Here is a 16048-nt window from a genome sequence, read left to right on the forward strand (position 1 = left end):
TGCCATCAACGGGGTACGGATGCCAAGTTCTGCGAATCTTCCGGCGCACTTTGCCAAGATTGCGAAGACTCCCGATGAGGTCCTGGCGGCTAGGGTTGTCGCTATGACGATGGTGACGGGAAGGGCTCCGAGGTGAGCAAGACCTACGCGGGCGCGCGGCTGCGCAGGCTGCGCGAGGAGCGCGGGATGAGCCAGGCGGAGCTGGCCCGGGTGCTGGCGATCTCGCCGAGCTATCTGAACCAGATGGAGCACGACTCGCGGCCGCTGACGGTGCCGGTCCTGCTCCGGCTCACCGAGGCGTTCGGCGTGGACCCGGGCTTCTTCTCGGAGCGGGACACCACCCGGGTACTGGCGGATCTGCGGGAGGCGCTCGCGGACGAGGTCGGCGCGGCGCGGGTGTCGGCGGCCGAGCTGTCCGAGCTGGCCTCCCGGCTGCCGGGGGTGGCGAACGTGCTGCTCGACCTCGGGCGGCGCAACCAGGCGCTGGCGGGGCGGCTGGCGGAGGCCGCCGAGCTGCGGGGCGGCGGCGGGCCGGACCTGCCGCGCTCCCCGCACGAGGAGATCCGCGAGTTCTTCTACCGCCGGCAGAACTACCTCCACGAGGCGGACCTGGCGGCCGAGGAGCTGGCGGCCGAGATCGGCGTACGCCCCGGCGAGGTGGTGCGTACGCTCGCCTCCCGTCTGACCGAGCGGCACGGCATCCGGCTGGCCACCGCCGCCGACCGGCAGGAGCGGACCGGATCCGCCGGGGCGGAGCGGCGGCCGGCCCGGCGCCCCGGCGACGAACCCGCCCGGAGCGCGCCCCGGCAGGCGGACACCGGGCGGCTGCACCACTACGACCCGGACGCCCGGGTGCTGTACCTCTCGGGCCGGCTCCGGCCGGGCCAGCAGGCGTTCCGGATGGCGACACAGCTCGCGCTGCTCGAATACGGCCCGGAGATCGCCCGGTTGGCCTCGGAGGACTACGAGGAGGGTTCCGCGACCTGGCCCCTGGCCCGGATCGGGGTCGCCAACTACTTCGCGGGCGCGCTGATCCTCCCGTACCGGGCCTTCCACACGGCGGCCGAAGAAGTGCGGTACGACATCGAGCGGCTCACCGACCGGTTCGGGCTCGGCTACGAGACGGTCTGCCACCGGCTCTCCACGCTCCAGCGGCCCCGGCTGCGCGGGGTGCCGTTCTCCTTCGTCCGGGTCGACCGGGCGGGGAACATGTCGAAGCGGCAGTCCGCGACCGGGTTCCACTTCTCCCGCGCGGGCGGCACCTGCCCGCTGTGGAACGTGTACGAGGCGTTCGCCGCGCCCGGCAGGATCCATGTGCAGATCGCGGCGATGCCGGACGGGCAGCGCTATCTGTGGACCGCGCGGGCGGTGACCCGGCACCGGGGCGGCTGGGGCGAGCCCGGCAAGACGTTCGCCATCGGGCTCGGCTGCGAGATCCGGCATGCCGGGCGGCTGGTCTACTCCGACGGCCTCGACCTGGACAACGCCTCGGCCGCGACGCCGATCGGGATGGGCTGCCGGATCTGCGAGCGGCTGGACTGCCCGCAGCGCGCGGTCCCGCCGCTGGGGCAGCCGCTGGCGATCGACGAGAACAGCAGCACGTTCGTGCCGTACCCGGTGAAGGGGACGCCCGGGTAGCCGGGGTCCCCCACCGGGCCGGTCAGGAGTAGCGCAGTGCGATGGTGTCGCCGACGCCGATCACCTTGTCGCGGGCGGCCCCGGCGAAGGCGGAGCCGTCGACGGACACCTTCCAGGTGGCCGATCCGGCGTTGGCCTTGCCGTTGACGGAGGTGATGGTTCCGGTGCCGGTCGCCGGGACGACGCCGGTGACACAGCCCGCCGGGGCGGAGGCGCTCGTCGCGGCGGTCAGGACGTCGCCGAGGGTGGTGGTCGTGCCGGTCGGGGTGAAGGCGACCGAGCAGACCTTCAGGGCGCCGGTGCCGTCGTCCACGGTGAGCGCCAGCTTCGTCGCCGTACCGGCCGTGAAGCCGCCCGCCGCGACCCACTTGGGCGCGCCGGAGGTGACCGGGGTGGGCGGTGCGGCGGTGAAGCCGCCGCCCGCGACGGCGCGCAGGGCGTCGAGGGAGGAGTAGGCGGACGGGGCGGTGTCGGAGGGCTGGTACTTGAAGCCGCCGCCGGGGTTGAACTGCTGGGCGATCAGGAAGTCGATCGGGGTCTTGCCCATGGGGGTGAGGAAGTCGCCGGTCTGCGGGTTGATGCCGCAGGCGTTGAGCCCGGAGACGGCCCAGCCGTTGGAGCTGGTGTTGATGCCGTACATGGCGTTGAACGCGCCGGAGTTGTTGACCAGCTTGCTCTTGAGGAACGCCTTGGCCTGGAGGATGTCGGGGTCGGTGTTCGGAACGCCGGAGACGCAGAGCGCGGCCATGGAGGCGCCGGTCATGTCGACGTCGCCCGGCTTGGCCAGCTCGGTGGCGTTGCCCTCGGCCTTGGCGTAGGTCCAGCCGCCGTCGTTGTGCTGGTTGGCCCGGAGCCGGGTGACGATGCGGTCGACGAGCGCCTGCGGGACCCGCTGCGCGCCCGCCTGGGTTCTGGCACCGCCCAGGGCGAGGGCGGCGAAGACGGTGCCGTTGTAGTTGGCGGACGGGCCGAAGTAACCGGCCTCCGCGTTCTGCCAGTAGCCGTAGATGTCGGCGATCAGGTTGCGCGAGGCGGAGACCCGGGCGGGGTCGATCCCGGCGGCGTACGCGTTGAGCGTGCCGCGCTGGTAGTCGGTGACGACGGGGGTGGCTGAGGGCCAGCCGGGGGTGGCCAGGAGGTTGCGGTAGACGGTGCGGGCGTTCTTGGTGGCGTCGCCGCCCGGTGTCACGTCCACGGCGGCCGTGCCGGCGGCGGCGAACGCGCTGAACGCCCACTCGTTGGAGAGCCCGGAGCCGGCGTACGAACCGTCCGCGGCCTGGAGGGACTTGACGTACGCCACACCGTTGGTCTTCGAGGTGGCGATCTGGGCGGGGGTCGAGGTCGCGGCGGCGGGCAGCGCGGTGAGGGCGAAGGCGCCGAGGGCGGCGGGCGCCACGACGCCGAGGCGACGGTACGTACGCGAGGTGCGGGTGGTGCGGGTGGTGCCGGAGGCTCGGGTGGCTCCGGATGCACGGGGGACGACAGAACGGGGCATGGGCCTGCTCCTGGGGTGAGGGGCGCACGGCACCGCGCCGCCTCCCGGACCGCGCACGGCGGGTCGGGGCAGGCCGGGGGTGGCCGACGCCCGGACGCGTGGGTACGGCTTCTCCTGGGACAACCGCCGTCTGGGCATTCGGGCTCGGGAACGGCCCCCTGCCGTCCCACACCGCTGCGCGTCAGCCCCGGATTCGCACCGGGTTCCCCCCTACGGCAGGCCAGGACGCTACCCGAGGCCGCACAGGCGCGCCAGGGACGGCCGGGGCGTGCGCCGGAGCGCCCGGGAAGGAGACACAGGCCACCTTGACGGCTCATTCGAGAGCGTGTTCCAATCCGCCTGATACGCACTCAGCCCCAGGGGAAGCCGGTCGAAATCCGGCGCTGACCCGCAGCCGTGGGCCCGCATCGCGCGGGCGAGCCGGAATGCCTGGGGCCAGGAATTTCAGCGAGAAGCGCCGTCGCGGACTACGGCGTGGTTCGAACAGCTCCCCGGGGGCGGCCCCTTCGCGGCCGTGTCCTGCCCGGGTGGTCGTCCTGCCACGCACGGCCCGCGCGGACGACACGAGGGGCCGTGGTGGGGACCGCACAGCAACAGGACCGACGCGTGGGCAAGAAGAGACTTCTGTCGCTGCTCTCGGCCGCCGCGGTGACCTTCGCCGCGAGCGTGGCGTTCGTCACCGGTGCGGGCCCGGCGGCCGCCGACCCCGTCGCGGAGTGCACGCCCACCAGGGGCGCGATCGTCGCGGTGGACTTCGGGCCGTTCGGCGGCGGTGTGGTGCGCGGCTGCGACACCACGCCCACCACCGGCTACGAGCTCCTCCACGAGGGCGGGTTCAGCACCGAGGGCACCCAGCACGACGGTGACGGCTTCATCTGCCGGATCGGCACAGGATCCTTCAACTCGGGTACGCCGTACCCGACTCCGACCACCGAGGACTGTGTGCTGACCCCGCAGGCCACCGCCTACTGGTCGTACTGGATCGCCTCGCCCGGCCAGGACACCTGGTCCTACAGCCCGCTCGGCGCGATGAGCCGCCAGCCGAAGGCGGGTGACGTGGACGCCTGGGTGTTCGGCGGCACCGACGTCGGCGGCTCCACCGGGAAGCCCACCTTCACCCCCGACGAGGTCCGCGCGGGCGGCGGCGCGACGCCCGGCCCCACCGACGGCCCGACCGGCGGCCCGAGCGTGCCCGCCGGGGAGATCGACGTACCGGCGGCCGGCCGCTGGGTGAGCGCTCAACTGCGCGACGGCACCCATGTAGTGGACGAAGGGTCCGAGACGCCCAACGACTTCCTCACCACGGAGGCCGCGTACGCGCTCGCGGCGGCCGACGGCAAGGGCGCGGCCCTGGACAAGGTGACGGCCCATCTGGCAGGCCGGACCGACGCGTACGCCTACCCGGCCGGTCCGGACGAGGCGCCCGACGCCACGGCCGCGGCCCGGCTGGCGCTGCTCGCGGAGAGCACCGAGGGCGATCCGCGCGCCTTCGGCGGCCACGATCTGCTCGGCGACCTCGTGAAGCACGTCTGCCCGGCCGGCCCGGACTCCGGCAGCCCCACCCCCGGCTGCACGGCCAAGGGCGACTTCCACGGCGCGATGTACGCGGACGGCCAGGCGCTGGCCGTGCTGGCGCTGCTGCGCGGCGGGGTCGAGCCGCCCGCCGGGACCGTGGACCGGCTGACCCAACTGGTCTGCCAGAACGGCTCGGTGACCAGCATCCTGATCCGCCCGGGCGAGAACTGCGACGGCGACCCGGCGACGACCGGTCTGGTCGCGCTGGTGCTGGACGAGGCGGGCGGCCAGGAGGCCGCCGTCGCCAAGGCGCGTACGTATCTGAAGAAGGCTCAGCTGGAGTCGGGCGCGTTCCCGCTGTCCACCGGCGAGACGACCGGTTCCGTCACGGCCACCGCGTACGCGGCACAGGCGCTGCGCGCGCTCGGTGACGGCGGCGCGGCGGACGCGGCGGTCTCCTGGCTGTCGCGGCAGCAGCACGACGACGGTGGCTTCGGGTTCGACGAGAGCGCCACCGACAGCGCGCTCTACCCGACCGGACCCGCCGTGCTGGCGGGCACGGGCACCAGCCTGGCCACCCTCACCACCAAGACGCCCGAGCCCACCGTCCCGCCGACCACTCCCCCGACGACCGGGCCCACCACCGCCCCGCCGACGACGCGCCCGCCGGGTGCGGGCCCCGATCTCAAGAAGGGCGTCGCCTACCTCACCAGCCCGGCCAATCTCCACCAGGGCCGCTACTACCGGGCGGTCGACAACGCGGGACGCGCCGACTTCGGCCTGACCATCGACGGGGCGTTCGCGCTGGCGGCGACCGGTCACGACGACAACGCGCTGCGCACGATCGTGGACTTCCTCGCCCAGGGCGGCAAGGACAGCGAAGGCCGGACCCTGCACGACTGGACCGGGGTCGGCGGGAAGTACGCGCTGGGCGGCTCGATGGGCAAGGCGGCCCTCCTCGCCCAGGTCGTCGAGCGGGACCCGCGCGACTTCGGCGGCCAGGACCTGATCGCCGGCCTGGCCGACGCGGTCTGCGAGAAGCCGAGCACCGCGCCCGACCGCAGCTGCGCCGCCGAGGGCGCGTACACCTACGCACCGTCCGTCTTCGCGCACTCGCTCGGGATCATCGCGCAGCTGCGGGCCGGCGAGGAGAAGGCGGCCGAGGCCCCGATCGCGTATCTGGCGAGCCTCCAGCACTCCGCCTCCGGCGCGTGGCCGAGCCTGATCCCCGCGACGGGCGACTCGGACGTGGACTCGACCGCGATGGCCGCGATGACGATGGACCTGGTCCCGGGCGACGCGCACGCGGCCGCCGTGGACAAGGCGCTGGCCTGGATCGCGTCCCGGCAGCTGCCGGACGGCGGGTTCCCCGGCGCCGCCGGCAACTCGGTCAACTCCGCGGCGCTCGCCGTGCAGGGCCTGTCGCTGGACGCGGAGAAGTACGACAAGCAGATCACGAAGGCCTTGAAGTTCCTCGCCTCGCAGCAGAACAAGGACGGCGGCTTCAACGTGGCCAAGGAGGGGCAGCGGGGCTCCGACATCCGCGCCTCGGCGCAGGCGGTCGGCGGTTCCACCGGCATCTCCTTCGGTGTCCTGACCCGCAGCCTGGAGGGCACCACGCCCAACCCGGTCCCCTCCTCCTCCGCCCCGGCGATCGTGACGCCCGGCGACGGCGGGGCCGGTTCGGTCGTCGACGCCGACGGTCCGGGTGACGGCGGCAGCCTCGCCTCGACCGGTGTGCAGGCGCTGGGCCTGGCGGCGGCCGCCGCGGTGCTGGTCCTGGCGGGCTGGCGCACGGTCGCGATCGCCCGCAACCGGCGTACGGCGACGGGTGGTGAACGGTGAGGTCCCGCCTCCGCCGTACGGCCGGCCGGACCCTGGCCGCCCTGGGCCTGACCGGCGCGGCGCTCCTCGCGCCCGTGGGCCAGGCGTCGGCGGCCCCGCAGCCGATCGGCCGGTGCACCACCTCCTCGGGCGTGGTGCTGGCCGTCGACTTCAGCCACTGGGGCGGGCCCGTCTACCGCTCGTGCGGTACGACGCCGACGACCGGCTACGAACTGCTCAACCAGGGCGGCTGGCGGACCACCGGGACCGGGCACGACGGCCCGGCGTTCATCTGCCGGATCGGCTACAGCGGACACCAGGGCGGCAAGCAGTACCCGACGTCCCAGCAGGAGGACTGCGTCCTCACCCCGCCGGCCTCGGCCTACTGGTCGTACTGGCACGCGAACCCCGGCGAGAACACCTGGGAGTACAGCCAGCTCGGCGCGATGAGCTACCGACCCCGGCCGGGCAGCGTGGACCTGTGGATCTTCGGCGGGACGAACATCGAGGGCACGAAGGGCCGCCCGACGGTCACCCCGGACCAGCTCCGCGCCCACAACACCCGTCCCACGGGAGGCGATCCGGCACCGAAGCCCAAGCCGAAGCCCGACCCCGTACGGACGACACAGCGGCCGGCGGACGGCGACCAGGCCCCGCCTCCGCCCTCGGAGCGCCCCTCGGAACCGTCCTCGCCCTCCGCCTCCGCGAGCCCGTCCGCATCCGCATCCGCATCCGCGACGCCCTCGCCCACTCCGTCCGCGTCGGTGACGACGGATGCGGCGGTGGCCGCGCCGCAGGGGTCGGCGAAGGTGGTGGACGCGGCTCCGGCGGCCGACGCGGAGCACGACTCCGGGTCGATGGTGCCGGTGGCGGCGACGGCCGGTCTCGTGGTGGTCATCGGCGGCGCGGCCGTGTTCGCCGCGAAGCGCCGCCGCCGTGAGCAGTAGCGCCCGCGTGGCACGTGCGGCCGGGGACCGTTCCGCCGACAGCCCGGACACCGGCGGCCGGCGGCTGCCGCGCACCCTGCACCCGGTCGCCTGGTGGATCTGGGCGCTCGCCCTGGCCACGGCGGTGAGCCGCACCAACAATCCGCTGCTGCTCTTCCTGGTCCTCGCAGTGCTCGGTTACGTCATCACCGTGCGGCGCACCGAGGCCCCGTGGGCGCGCGGCTTCAAGTACTACCTGTATCTCGCGCTGACGGTGGTGGCGATCCGGGTGATCTTCCGGGCGGTCTTCGCCACCGGCATCACCCCGAACGACCACTACCTCTTCTCCCTTCCGCACATCCCGACGCCGGACTGGTACGCGGGCATCCAACTGGGCGGCCCCGTCTCGCTGGAGGCGCTGCTGTCGGCCGCGACGGACGGCCTGCGGCTGGCCTGCATGCTGTGCTGCATCGGCGCGGCCAACACCCTCGCCAACCCGAAGCGGGCGCTGCGGGTGCTGCCCGGTGCGCTGTACGAACTCGGCGTCGCCGTCACCGTGTCGATCAGCGTCGCCCCCCAACTGGTGCAGAGCGTCCAGCGGGTGGCCCGTGCCCGACGGCTGCGGGCCGGTCGCAACAAGGGGCTGAAGGCGCTGCGCGGGATCGTTGTCCCGGTGCTGGAGGACGCCCTGGAGCGGTCGTTGCGGCTGGCGGCGGCGATGGACTCGCGCGGCTACGGGCGGGCCGGGTCGGCGACGCGCGGCTCGCGCCGGCTGACCGGAGTGCTGATGCTGCTGGGCATGTGCGGTCTGTGCGCCGGGGCGTACGGGCTCCTCGACGCGTCCGCGCCCACGCTGCTGGGGCTGCCGGCGCTGGCGGCCGGTTCGGTGCTCTGTCTGGCCGGGCTGCGCCTCGGCGGGCGGCGGGTGACGCGGACGACGTACCGGCCGGATCCATGGCGGTTCGCAGAGTGGGCGGTGGCGTCCTGCGGAGTGCTCTCCGCGGTGCTGCTGTTCGTCAACGTGGGCTACGACCCGGCCGAGCTGAACCCGTCGATCTATCCGCTGAGCTGGCCGACGCTGCCACTCGTCCCGGCCGCCGCGATCCTGCTCGCGGGAGCGGCCGGATTCCTGGCGCCACCGCCCGGTCCGCCCGGTCCGCCTGCTCCGCACGTCCCCGCGCAACGCACCGAGGAAGCCGCATGATCACCTTCGACCAGGTGTCCGTCGTGTACGACGGCGCCGACGAGCCGGTCCTGCGGGACGTGAACCTGGAGGTCGACGAAGGCGAACTGTGCCTCGTGGTGGGCCATACGGGGGTCGGCAAGTCGACGCTGCTGGGCGCGGTCAACGGGCTGGTCCCGCACTTCACCGGGGGCACGCTGTACGGCACGGTCACGGTCGACGGCCGCGACACCGCCGGCCATCCGCCGCGCGAACTCGCCGATGTGGTGGGCGTGGTGGGCCAGGATCCGCTGGACGGTTTCGTCACGGACACGGTCGAGGAGGAACTGGCGTACGCGATGGAGCAGTTGGCCATCGAGCCGTCGGTGATGCGCAAACGGGTCGAGGAGACGCTCGACCTGCTCGGGCTGGCGGATCTGCGCCACCGGGCGCTGTACGAACTGTCCGGCGGGCAGCAGCAGCGCGTCGCGATCGGTTCCGTGCTCACCGCCCACCCGCGCGTCCTGGTGCTGGACGAGCCGACCTCGGCGCTCGACCCGACGGCGGCCGAGGAGGTGCTGGCCGCGGTGACCCGGCTGGTCCACGACCTGGGGGTGACGGTGCTGCTGGCCGAACACCGGCTGGAGCGGGTGGTGCAGTACGCCGACCGGGTCATCCATCTGCCCGGGAACGGCCGGGTGGTCCCGGGCCCGCCGTCGGAGATCTTCACGGCCTCGTCGATCGCCCCGCCCATCGTCGAGCTGGGCCGGGCGGCGGGCTGGTCGCCCCTGCCCCTGTCGGTACGCGACGCCCGCCGGGCCGCCCGCCCGCTGCGTACGGCCCTGGAGAGCACACCGCCCCCGCCGGTGCGCGCGGTCCCGGACGCACCGGGCACGGATCTCCTCCGGGCCCGGGGGATCACGGTCGCCTACCGGGGTGTCCCGGCGGTGCGGGAGGTGGACCTCGATCTGCGGGCCGGGGAGGTCACGGCGTTGATGGGCCGCAACGGCTCGGGCAAGTCGTCGCTGCTGTGGGCGCTCCAGGGCTCGGGCCCGCGCAGGTCCGGCACGGTACGGGTGGTCGGGGACGGGGTCGAGGTCGGGGCCAGGGCCGGGGGCGGGGGCGGGGGCGGCGACCTGAAGAGCCTGTCCGCGGCCGAGGCCAGACGGCTGGTCGGACTCGTGCCGCAGACCCCGACCGATCTGCTCTACCTGGAGAGCGTCAAGCAGGAACTCGACCAGGCCGACACCGAATCCGCGACGGGCGGTGGGGGGACCGGCACCGCGAACCCGTCCGCCCGGACGCTCCTGGACCGGCTGGCTCCGGGCATCGACGGCGCGACGCACCCGCGCGATCTCTCCGAGGGCCAGAAGCTGGCCCTGGTCCTCGCGATCCAGCTGACGGCCACGCCCCGGGTCCTGCTGCTGGACGAGCCGACGCGCGGTCTGGACTACCGGGCGAAGACCCAGCTGATCGCCATGGTCGACGAACTCGCCGCCGAGGGGCGGTCGGTGGTGATCTCCACCCATGACGTCGAGTTCGCGGCCCGCGCCGCGGACCGGGTGGTGGTGCTGGCCGAGGGCGACATCGTCGCGGACGGGCCGACCACCGAGGTGATCGTCGCCTCCCCCGTCTTCGCCCCGCAGGTCGCGAAGATCCTGTCGCCGCTGCCGTATCTGACGGTCGACCAGGTGACCGCGGTGCTCCCGCACGAGGAGCCGGGCGCGTGAAGGACATCGAAGGCCTCAAAGACCTCACGGAGCGCTCCGCCGGGGCCATCCGCATCGCACCGCGCGCCGGAGTCGTGATCGCCCTGGCGGCCTTCCTCGGCCTGGTCGCCTTCTTCTGGCCCTTCGTCGTCGCGCCGGGCCGGCTGGGCGCGGCGTACGCGCCACCGCTGATCTTCGGCGTGCTGCTGGTGCTCGTCCTGTGCGTGGTGATCTCCGAGATCGCCGAGGGCGGCATCAACTCCAAGGCGCTGGCGATGCTCGGGGTGCTCTCCGCGGTGAACGCGGCGCTGCGCCCGCTCGGTGCGGGAACGGCGGGCATCGAGACGGTGTTCTTCGTCCTCGTCCTGGCGGGCCGCGTCTACGGCCCCGGCTTCGGCTTCACCCTCGGCTGCACGTCCCTCTTCGCATCCGCGCTGATCACCGGCGGGGTCGGCCCGTGGATGCCGTACCAGATGTTCGGCTGCGCGTTCGTCGGCATGCTCGCGGGCCTGCTGCCCCGGGCCACGGGACGACTCGAGGTCATGATGCTCGCCGTCTACGGATCGCTCTCCGGCTACCTCTTCGGCTTTCTGCTGAACCTGTCCTTCTGGCCGTTCTCGGTGGACCCGAACAGCTCCATCGCCTACCTCCCCGGCCTGCCGTTCACCGAACAGTGGCAGCGCTACCTGGCGTTCGACGTCGCCACGTCCCTCGGCTGGGACACCGGACGCGCCGTCACGAACTTCCTCTGCATCACCCTGGCGGGCCCCGCCGTCCTCACCACCTTCCGCCGGGCCGCCCGCAAGGCGCGGTTCCGGGCGCCGGTGCGTTTCGTCGGCTCGGGGCGGGGTGGCGACGTGCCGACCGCACCGTCCGACGCGTGATGATTCCCGTACAATATGACCGCCCTGAACTCCAGTTCGACCCCTGAAAAGGTTGCAGCACCGCTTGAGATGCGATAAGTCGACAATAGCCGCGAGCCGCGAGCCGCGAGCCGCGAGCCGCGAGCCGCGAGCCGCGAGCCGCGAGCCGCGAGCCGCGAGCCGCGAGCCGCGAGCCGCGAGCCGCGAGCCGCGAGCCGCGAGCCGCGAGCCGCGCTGGGGCGGTGTGCCCGTAGCCTTTCGGGGTGGCCATGCACGCTAGCCAGCCCCTCCGCGTCCCCGTCGGCAGCGACGCCGGGCGGTGGAGCACCTTCCACGGTGAGAAGACCCTGGTCGTAGCGGCCCGTACGGTGACCTCGACCGTACGGGTCCTCGAATGCCTGCCCGCCCTCCTGCGCGGGGACGACCGGGTGACCGTCGTCTTCGCCCACGACCCCACCTCCGCCTTCAACGCCGGGGTGCTGGACCTACTGCACGACGCGGGCTGCCGGGTCATCCCCTGGGAGCAGGTGAGCCAGGCCGAGCCCGATCTGATCCTCACCGCCAGCGAGAACATCGATGTGCCCGAGGGGCATTGCCCGGTCCTCGTGCTGCCGCACGGCATCGGCTTCCAGAAGCAGGTGCCCGACGCCCGCGCCCCGGGCGACCGGCTGTCGGGGGTCGTGCCGGACAGCCTGCTGGAATCCGGCAGGGCCTGGCTGGCGATCTCCCATCCGCAGCAGGAGGAGCAGCTGCTCTCCTCGCATCCGAAGGCGGCTGGGCGCACGCTGCTCGTGGGCGACCCGTGCTTCGACGAACTGCTGGTCAGCGCGGACCGGGCCGACACCTTCCGCCGGGCGCTCGGCGTGCCCGACCGGCACCGGCTGGTGGTGCTCAGCTCCACCTGGGGGCGCACCTCGCTGATCGGGCAGGACCCCGGTCTGGCGGCCCGCCTTCTCGCCGCCCTGCCCTACGACGAGTTCCGGGTGGCGGCGATCGTCCACCCCAACGTCTGGGCGGGACACGGTTCCTGGCAGGTGCGCAATGTCCTCAAGCCCGCCCTGGACGCCGGGCTGATGCTGATTCCGCACATCCACGCGTGGCGGTCGGCGCTGGTCGCGGCGGACGTGGTCGTGGGCGACCACGGCTCGGTGACGCTGTACGGTGCGGCGCTCGGCAAACCCGTTCTGCTGGGGGCCTTCGGGAGCGAGGCCGTGCCCGGCACCGCGGCGGCCGCGCTGGGCCGGACCGCGCCCCGCCTCGACGCCCACGACGATGTGCACGGCCAGATCGTCTCCGCCCTGGCCGTGCAGCGGCCAAAGCTCTTCGCCACCGTCACCGAGGGCGCCTTCCATCAGCCGGGCCGGGCGCTGCCCCGACTGCGTACCGCGCTCTACGACCTGCTCCGGCTTCCCGAGCCGGTGTCCACCGTCCCGCCGGAGCGGTTCCTGGCCGATCCCGTCGAGACGGGCACGAAGGCCACCGCCTGGATGGTCACCACGACCGGGCTGCCGACGGACGGGCCGGATGCCGTCACCGTACGCCGACAGCCCGCGGCGGTGTGGCAGGAGGCGGACGACCCGGGCGAGGACGAGGCGGCCGGGCGCTTTCGTCATCTCGCCTGCGACGAGCGGGAGCCGGAGCGGCGTCTGCTGGAGAGCGCCTCGGTGCTTCTGTGCGGCGCTCCCGTCCGTTCCGCCGCCGCCGGTGTCCGGTGGATCGGCGCGACCCTGGACCGTCTTCCGGGCTGCCGGCTCGCGGCGGCCTCGCTGGCGGGCGGCGGGGCTCTGGTGGGGCTGCGGGACGGCCGGATCGTGGAGGCCGCCACGACAGGGCCGACGCGGGACCCCGCACTGCCCGCGTCAGCCGTCTACGCGCTGCTGCGCGCCGCCGCTCCGCTGGACGACACCATGGTGACCGTCCGGGTCGGCGAGCGGGCCGAGGATGTGGCGCTCCGGCTGCGCGCACACCGGCCGGGCGGCTCGTCCGGCTGAGCTCACCCGGTTCCCGGCCTCACTCCGCCGCCGGTTCTCCTCCCGTCAGCCTCTTCCTCAGCTCCTCCGCGAGGGGGCTGCCACCGGCCTCGTAGATCTCCAGGGCCCGCTCCAGATGGGCGCGTACCTGGCGGGGATCACCCTGCGGGCCTTTCTGGATATCGGCGAGCGCGACGAGCGCCTGTGCCTCGTAGTGGGTCGCCTTCTTCTTGTGCAGGATCTGAATCGCTTCGCTCAGCGCCCGTACCGCCGCGCCGGTCTCCTTGAGGTGGCCGTGAGCGATACCGATGGCCACCTGTGCCCGGGCCGCCATCCGCAGGTCCTCGCGCGCCACGAGGTCGTCGTGGGCGCCGCGCAGGGTGTGCAGGGCCTCGCGGTGGGCCTTGGCCGCGTCCTGGGCACAGCCGAGGAAGTAGGACGCTATGGCGGCGCCGCGGCCCTCGTTCGCGGCCGTGTTGAGGTCGATGGCCTTGCGGTAGGCCTCCATGGCCCGCACGGGGTCGGTACGGTCCCAGTACCGTCCGGAGAACTCCTGCACGGAGGCGCGGACGACCAGGTGGTCCGACACCTCGGCGCAGGCCTCGGCGGCGTCCAGTTCGCGGCGCGCCGCCTCGTACTCGCCCAGGTCCATCAGTGGACGCGACAGCAGGCTGCGCAGCCGCGCTTCGGCGGCCGGGACCATCGCCTCGGCGGCGGCGGCCGCGCCGATTTCGAGCGACTCCCGCCAGTCGCCGAGGTGCCGGTAGTGGAAGAACAGAACCGTGAACGCTTCGGCGAGCTGCCAGACCTCGGTGTGCAGCGTCTCCTCGCGTGCGGCGGCCCGCAGGACGCCGAGGATGTTGCGGTGTTCGGCCTCCAGCCAGTTCACGGGCCGGGGTGCGCCGGGCCCGACGAAGGGGTCATGAACGTCGGAAAGCCACTGATCGAGCTCGGCGATCCGCAGCCGGTCCCGCCGGACGGCCCGGTCGGCGAGCGCGGCCAGGGCCAGGTAGTGCAGCGTCACTCGCCGTACGAGAGCGGTCCGTTCGGCCGGCCCGTCCTCCTCCGTCGCACGTTCGCTGGCATGCAGCCGTACGAGATCGTGGAAGCGGAAACGCCCGCCCGGTGCCTCCTCCAGCAGGCTGGCACGGGTCAACGCGTCCAGCGCGTCCGCGGTACGTCCCGGGTCCAGGTCCGCCGCCGCCGCGGCGACTCCGGCGTCGAAAGTGGCCCCCGGGTGCCAGCCCATCAGGCGGTAGAGCCGAGCGGGTTCAGGGTCGAGTTCACGGTAGGCGAGATCGAACGCGGCGGCCACGGACCGCTCCTTTCCCAGGGACATTCCTGCCAGTCGGCGTGGTTCGTCGGCGAGCTCCGCCGCGAGCGCCGCCAGGGTGAGCCGGGGCTTGGCGGCGAGCCGGGCGGCGACCACGTGCAGCGCCACCGGCAGCCCGTCGCACAGCTCCACCAGGCGTTCCGCCGAGGCCGGGTCGGCGGCGACCCTCTCCGCGCCGCACCGGTCGGCGAGCACCTCCAGGGCGCTGTCCCGGTCGAGCGGCTCCACCGCCATCAGCTTCGCCCCGTCGGCGGCGAGCTCTCCGACCCCGCTGCCACCGGCCACCACCAGGAAGCTGCCCTTCCCCTTCGGCAACAGCGCGGCGGCCTGGCCGGGTTGGGAGACGTTGTCCAGGAAGACCAGCAGACGTCGGCCCGCCGAGCGGCTCCGCAGGCGCTGAATCCGCTCCGCGAGCGTGGCCGGGATGTAGGCGTCGTCGATGCCCAGGGATCGCAGGCAGCACCGGGCCGCCTCGGAGACGTCCGCGCCCGCCGTCCCACCCCGCAGGTTCGCGAAATCGACATAGATCTGCCCGTCCGGGAACCGTTTCCGGCCCCGTTCCGACCAGCGGGACACCAGCGCGGTCTTGCCCACGCCGGGCGGACCGTGGAGCGCGGCGAAGCCGACGCTCGCGCGATCGTCCTCGTCTCCCCCGTTGTCGTCGTCCGCATCGGGGGCCAGCCAGCCGTCGAGCCTGGCCAGTCCTTCGGACCGGTTGATCAACCGCACGGTCAGTGGCGGGATCTCGTCGGGTCTGACGTTCGCTCCGACCGGCGGCGGCGCGTCGACGCGGAAGGTGATGCCACCGTGGATCGTGCCGGCCTGGACGACCGGGCCGTTGACGATGCCCGACAGATCGTTGTGGGCGGCCGTGTGATCGGGTCCGTCCGCGTCCTCGGCCGTCATGCCGTGCCCGGCCGCTGGTCCGGGAGGTCCGCACCACCGCTGTTGAACGTCAGGTTGGAGAACTTCTCGCCCTGGAAGACCGGCCCGTGCTGGGTGCCTCCGCTGATGGTGTTGGTGACGGACACCGTGTGGCCGGCCGGTTGCAGGGGTGCCAGCTCGTCCAGGAGGTCCCTCAACTGGGCGGCCGCCTCCGGGTTGGCGCGCAGCGCCCGGCGGAGCCTCGTCCGCCACTCCGCCTCGATGTCCGCTGCCGTCTCCTCGTCGGCGTCGGCACGGGCCGCCGTCAGTTCGGCGCGGGACTCCTCCAACTCGGCGTCGATCGTCTCGTCGTCCTCGCCCCGGCCCAGGAACCGCGCCACGCGCCCGCGCACCTGCGTCCAGGCCTCCGTCGCCATCAGCCCCACGAACGTCGTCGCACCGGATGCCGCCAGTGCCGTCAACTCGGCTTCCACCGAACCCCCTCCGCCTCACTTGTCGCAGCGTACGGGCACGTGAACCGTCGCTGATGCAACCGTAGAGAGCGAACAGCGCCTTCGGAAGCGGAATCGGGTGCGCGCCGCAGAGCAGTTCCAGCCATGTCCGGCCCGGAGAATCCCGCCACGCTACGACGCCCGGCGCTCCGGCATGTCCGGCCGGGTCGGCAGTCCCGCCACCAGGGCCGCTCCCACGGCGATGTGCATCAACGCGGTCCGCGTTCCGCCGGTCAT

General features: G+C 73.4%; 10 protein-coding genes and 2 riboswitches. Of the genes, 7 read left to right on the top strand and 3 right to left on the bottom strand.

All coding sequences use genetic code 11. The annotated features are described in order from the left end of the window. Positions 1–132 precede the first annotated feature (132 nt). Positions 133–1638 (top strand): short-chain fatty acyl-CoA regulator family protein, encoded by a 1506-nt coding sequence (locus ACSMXR_RS01130; RefSeq protein WP_381854266.1) that lies wholly within the window; start codon positions 133–135, stop codon positions 1636–1638. 22 nt (positions 1639–1660) lie between these two features. Here ACSMXR_RS01130 and ACSMXR_RS01135 read toward each other — a convergent pair whose 3' ends face one another. After that, positions 1661–3133, bottom strand: a complete 1473-nt coding sequence (locus ACSMXR_RS01135; protein WP_473170982.1) for a prenyltransferase/squalene oxidase repeat-containing protein — start codon at positions 3131–3133, stop codon at positions 1661–1663. Positions 3134–3265: 132 nt separating this feature from the next. Further along, a riboswitch (cobalamin riboswitch) is annotated at positions 3266–3342 on the bottom strand. A gap of 151 nt (positions 3343–3493) precedes the next feature. After that, positions 3494–3563: riboswitch (cobalamin riboswitch) on the top strand. Between the two features lie 146 nt (positions 3564–3709). Here ACSMXR_RS01135 and ACSMXR_RS01140 point away from each other — a divergent pair. From ACSMXR_RS01140 to ACSMXR_RS01165, 6 genes are all read left to right on the top strand, one after another. Next, entirely contained in the window at positions 3710–6493 is a 2784-nt protein-coding gene (locus tag ACSMXR_RS01140) for a prenyltransferase/squalene oxidase repeat-containing protein (RefSeq protein WP_473170983.1), read from the top strand. After that, positions 6490–7419 (top strand): hypothetical protein, encoded by a 930-nt coding sequence (locus ACSMXR_RS01145; RefSeq protein WP_473170984.1) that lies wholly within the window; start codon positions 6490–6492, stop codon positions 7417–7419. Before ACSMXR_RS01140 ends, ACSMXR_RS01145 begins: the two co-directional genes overlap by 4 nt. A 7-nt stretch (positions 7420–7426) precedes the next feature. Next, complete coding sequence (locus ACSMXR_RS01150; protein WP_473170985.1) at positions 7427–8602, top strand: energy-coupling factor transporter transmembrane component T; 1176 nt, start codon at positions 7427–7429, stop codon at positions 8600–8602. Further along, positions 8599–10290, top strand: a complete 1692-nt coding sequence (locus tag ACSMXR_RS01155; protein WP_473170986.1) for an ABC transporter ATP-binding protein — start codon at positions 8599–8601, stop codon at positions 10288–10290. Before ACSMXR_RS01150 ends, ACSMXR_RS01155 begins: the two co-directional genes overlap by 4 nt. Continuing rightward, on the top strand, positions 10287–11153 hold the full coding sequence (locus tag ACSMXR_RS01160; RefSeq protein WP_381910996.1) for an ECF transporter S component family protein: 867 nt from the start codon (positions 10287–10289) through the stop codon (positions 11151–11153). Before ACSMXR_RS01155 ends, ACSMXR_RS01160 begins: the two co-directional genes overlap by 4 nt. 248 nt (positions 11154–11401) lie before the next feature. Further along, a complete protein-coding gene (locus tag ACSMXR_RS01165) occupies positions 11402–13123 on the top strand; it encodes a hypothetical protein (RefSeq protein WP_473172497.1) in 1722 nt (573 codons plus the stop codon). Between the two features lie 19 nt (positions 13124–13142). On the opposite strand, the gene ACSMXR_RS01170 is transcribed toward ACSMXR_RS01165, so the two are convergent. Both ACSMXR_RS01170 and ACSMXR_RS01175 read right to left on the bottom strand, forming a co-directional pair. Beyond that, on the bottom strand, positions 13143–15341 hold the full coding sequence (locus ACSMXR_RS01170; RefSeq protein ID WP_473170987.1) for an NB-ARC domain-containing protein: 2199 nt from the start codon (positions 15339–15341) through the stop codon (positions 13143–13145). Beyond that, positions 15338–15793, bottom strand: coding sequence for a hypothetical protein (locus ACSMXR_RS01175; protein WP_473170988.1), 456 nt, complete (start codon positions 15791–15793; stop codon positions 15338–15340). Before ACSMXR_RS01175 ends, ACSMXR_RS01170 begins: the two co-directional genes overlap by 4 nt. Positions 15794–16048: the final 255 nt, after the last annotated feature.

It is taken from the genome of Streptomyces sp. DSM 106670 (assembly GCF_055792845.1).

Bases quoted from the DNA above. Each gene is read 5' to 3' on its own strand.
- ACSMXR_RS01165 (WP_473172497.1), top strand. From the start codon at position 11,402: ATGCACGCTAGCCAGCCCCTCCGCGTCCCCGTCGGCAGCGACGCCGGG.
- ACSMXR_RS01170 (WP_473170987.1), bottom strand. From the start codon at position 15,341: ATGACGGCCGAGGACGCGGACGGACCCGATCACACGGCCGCCCACAAC.
- ACSMXR_RS01135 (WP_473170982.1), bottom strand. From the start codon at position 3,133: ATGCCCCGTTCTGTCGTCCCCCGTGCATCCGGAGCCACCCGAGCCTCC.
- ACSMXR_RS01155 (WP_473170986.1), top strand. From the start codon at position 8,599: ATGATCACCTTCGACCAGGTGTCCGTCGTGTACGACGGCGCCGACGAG.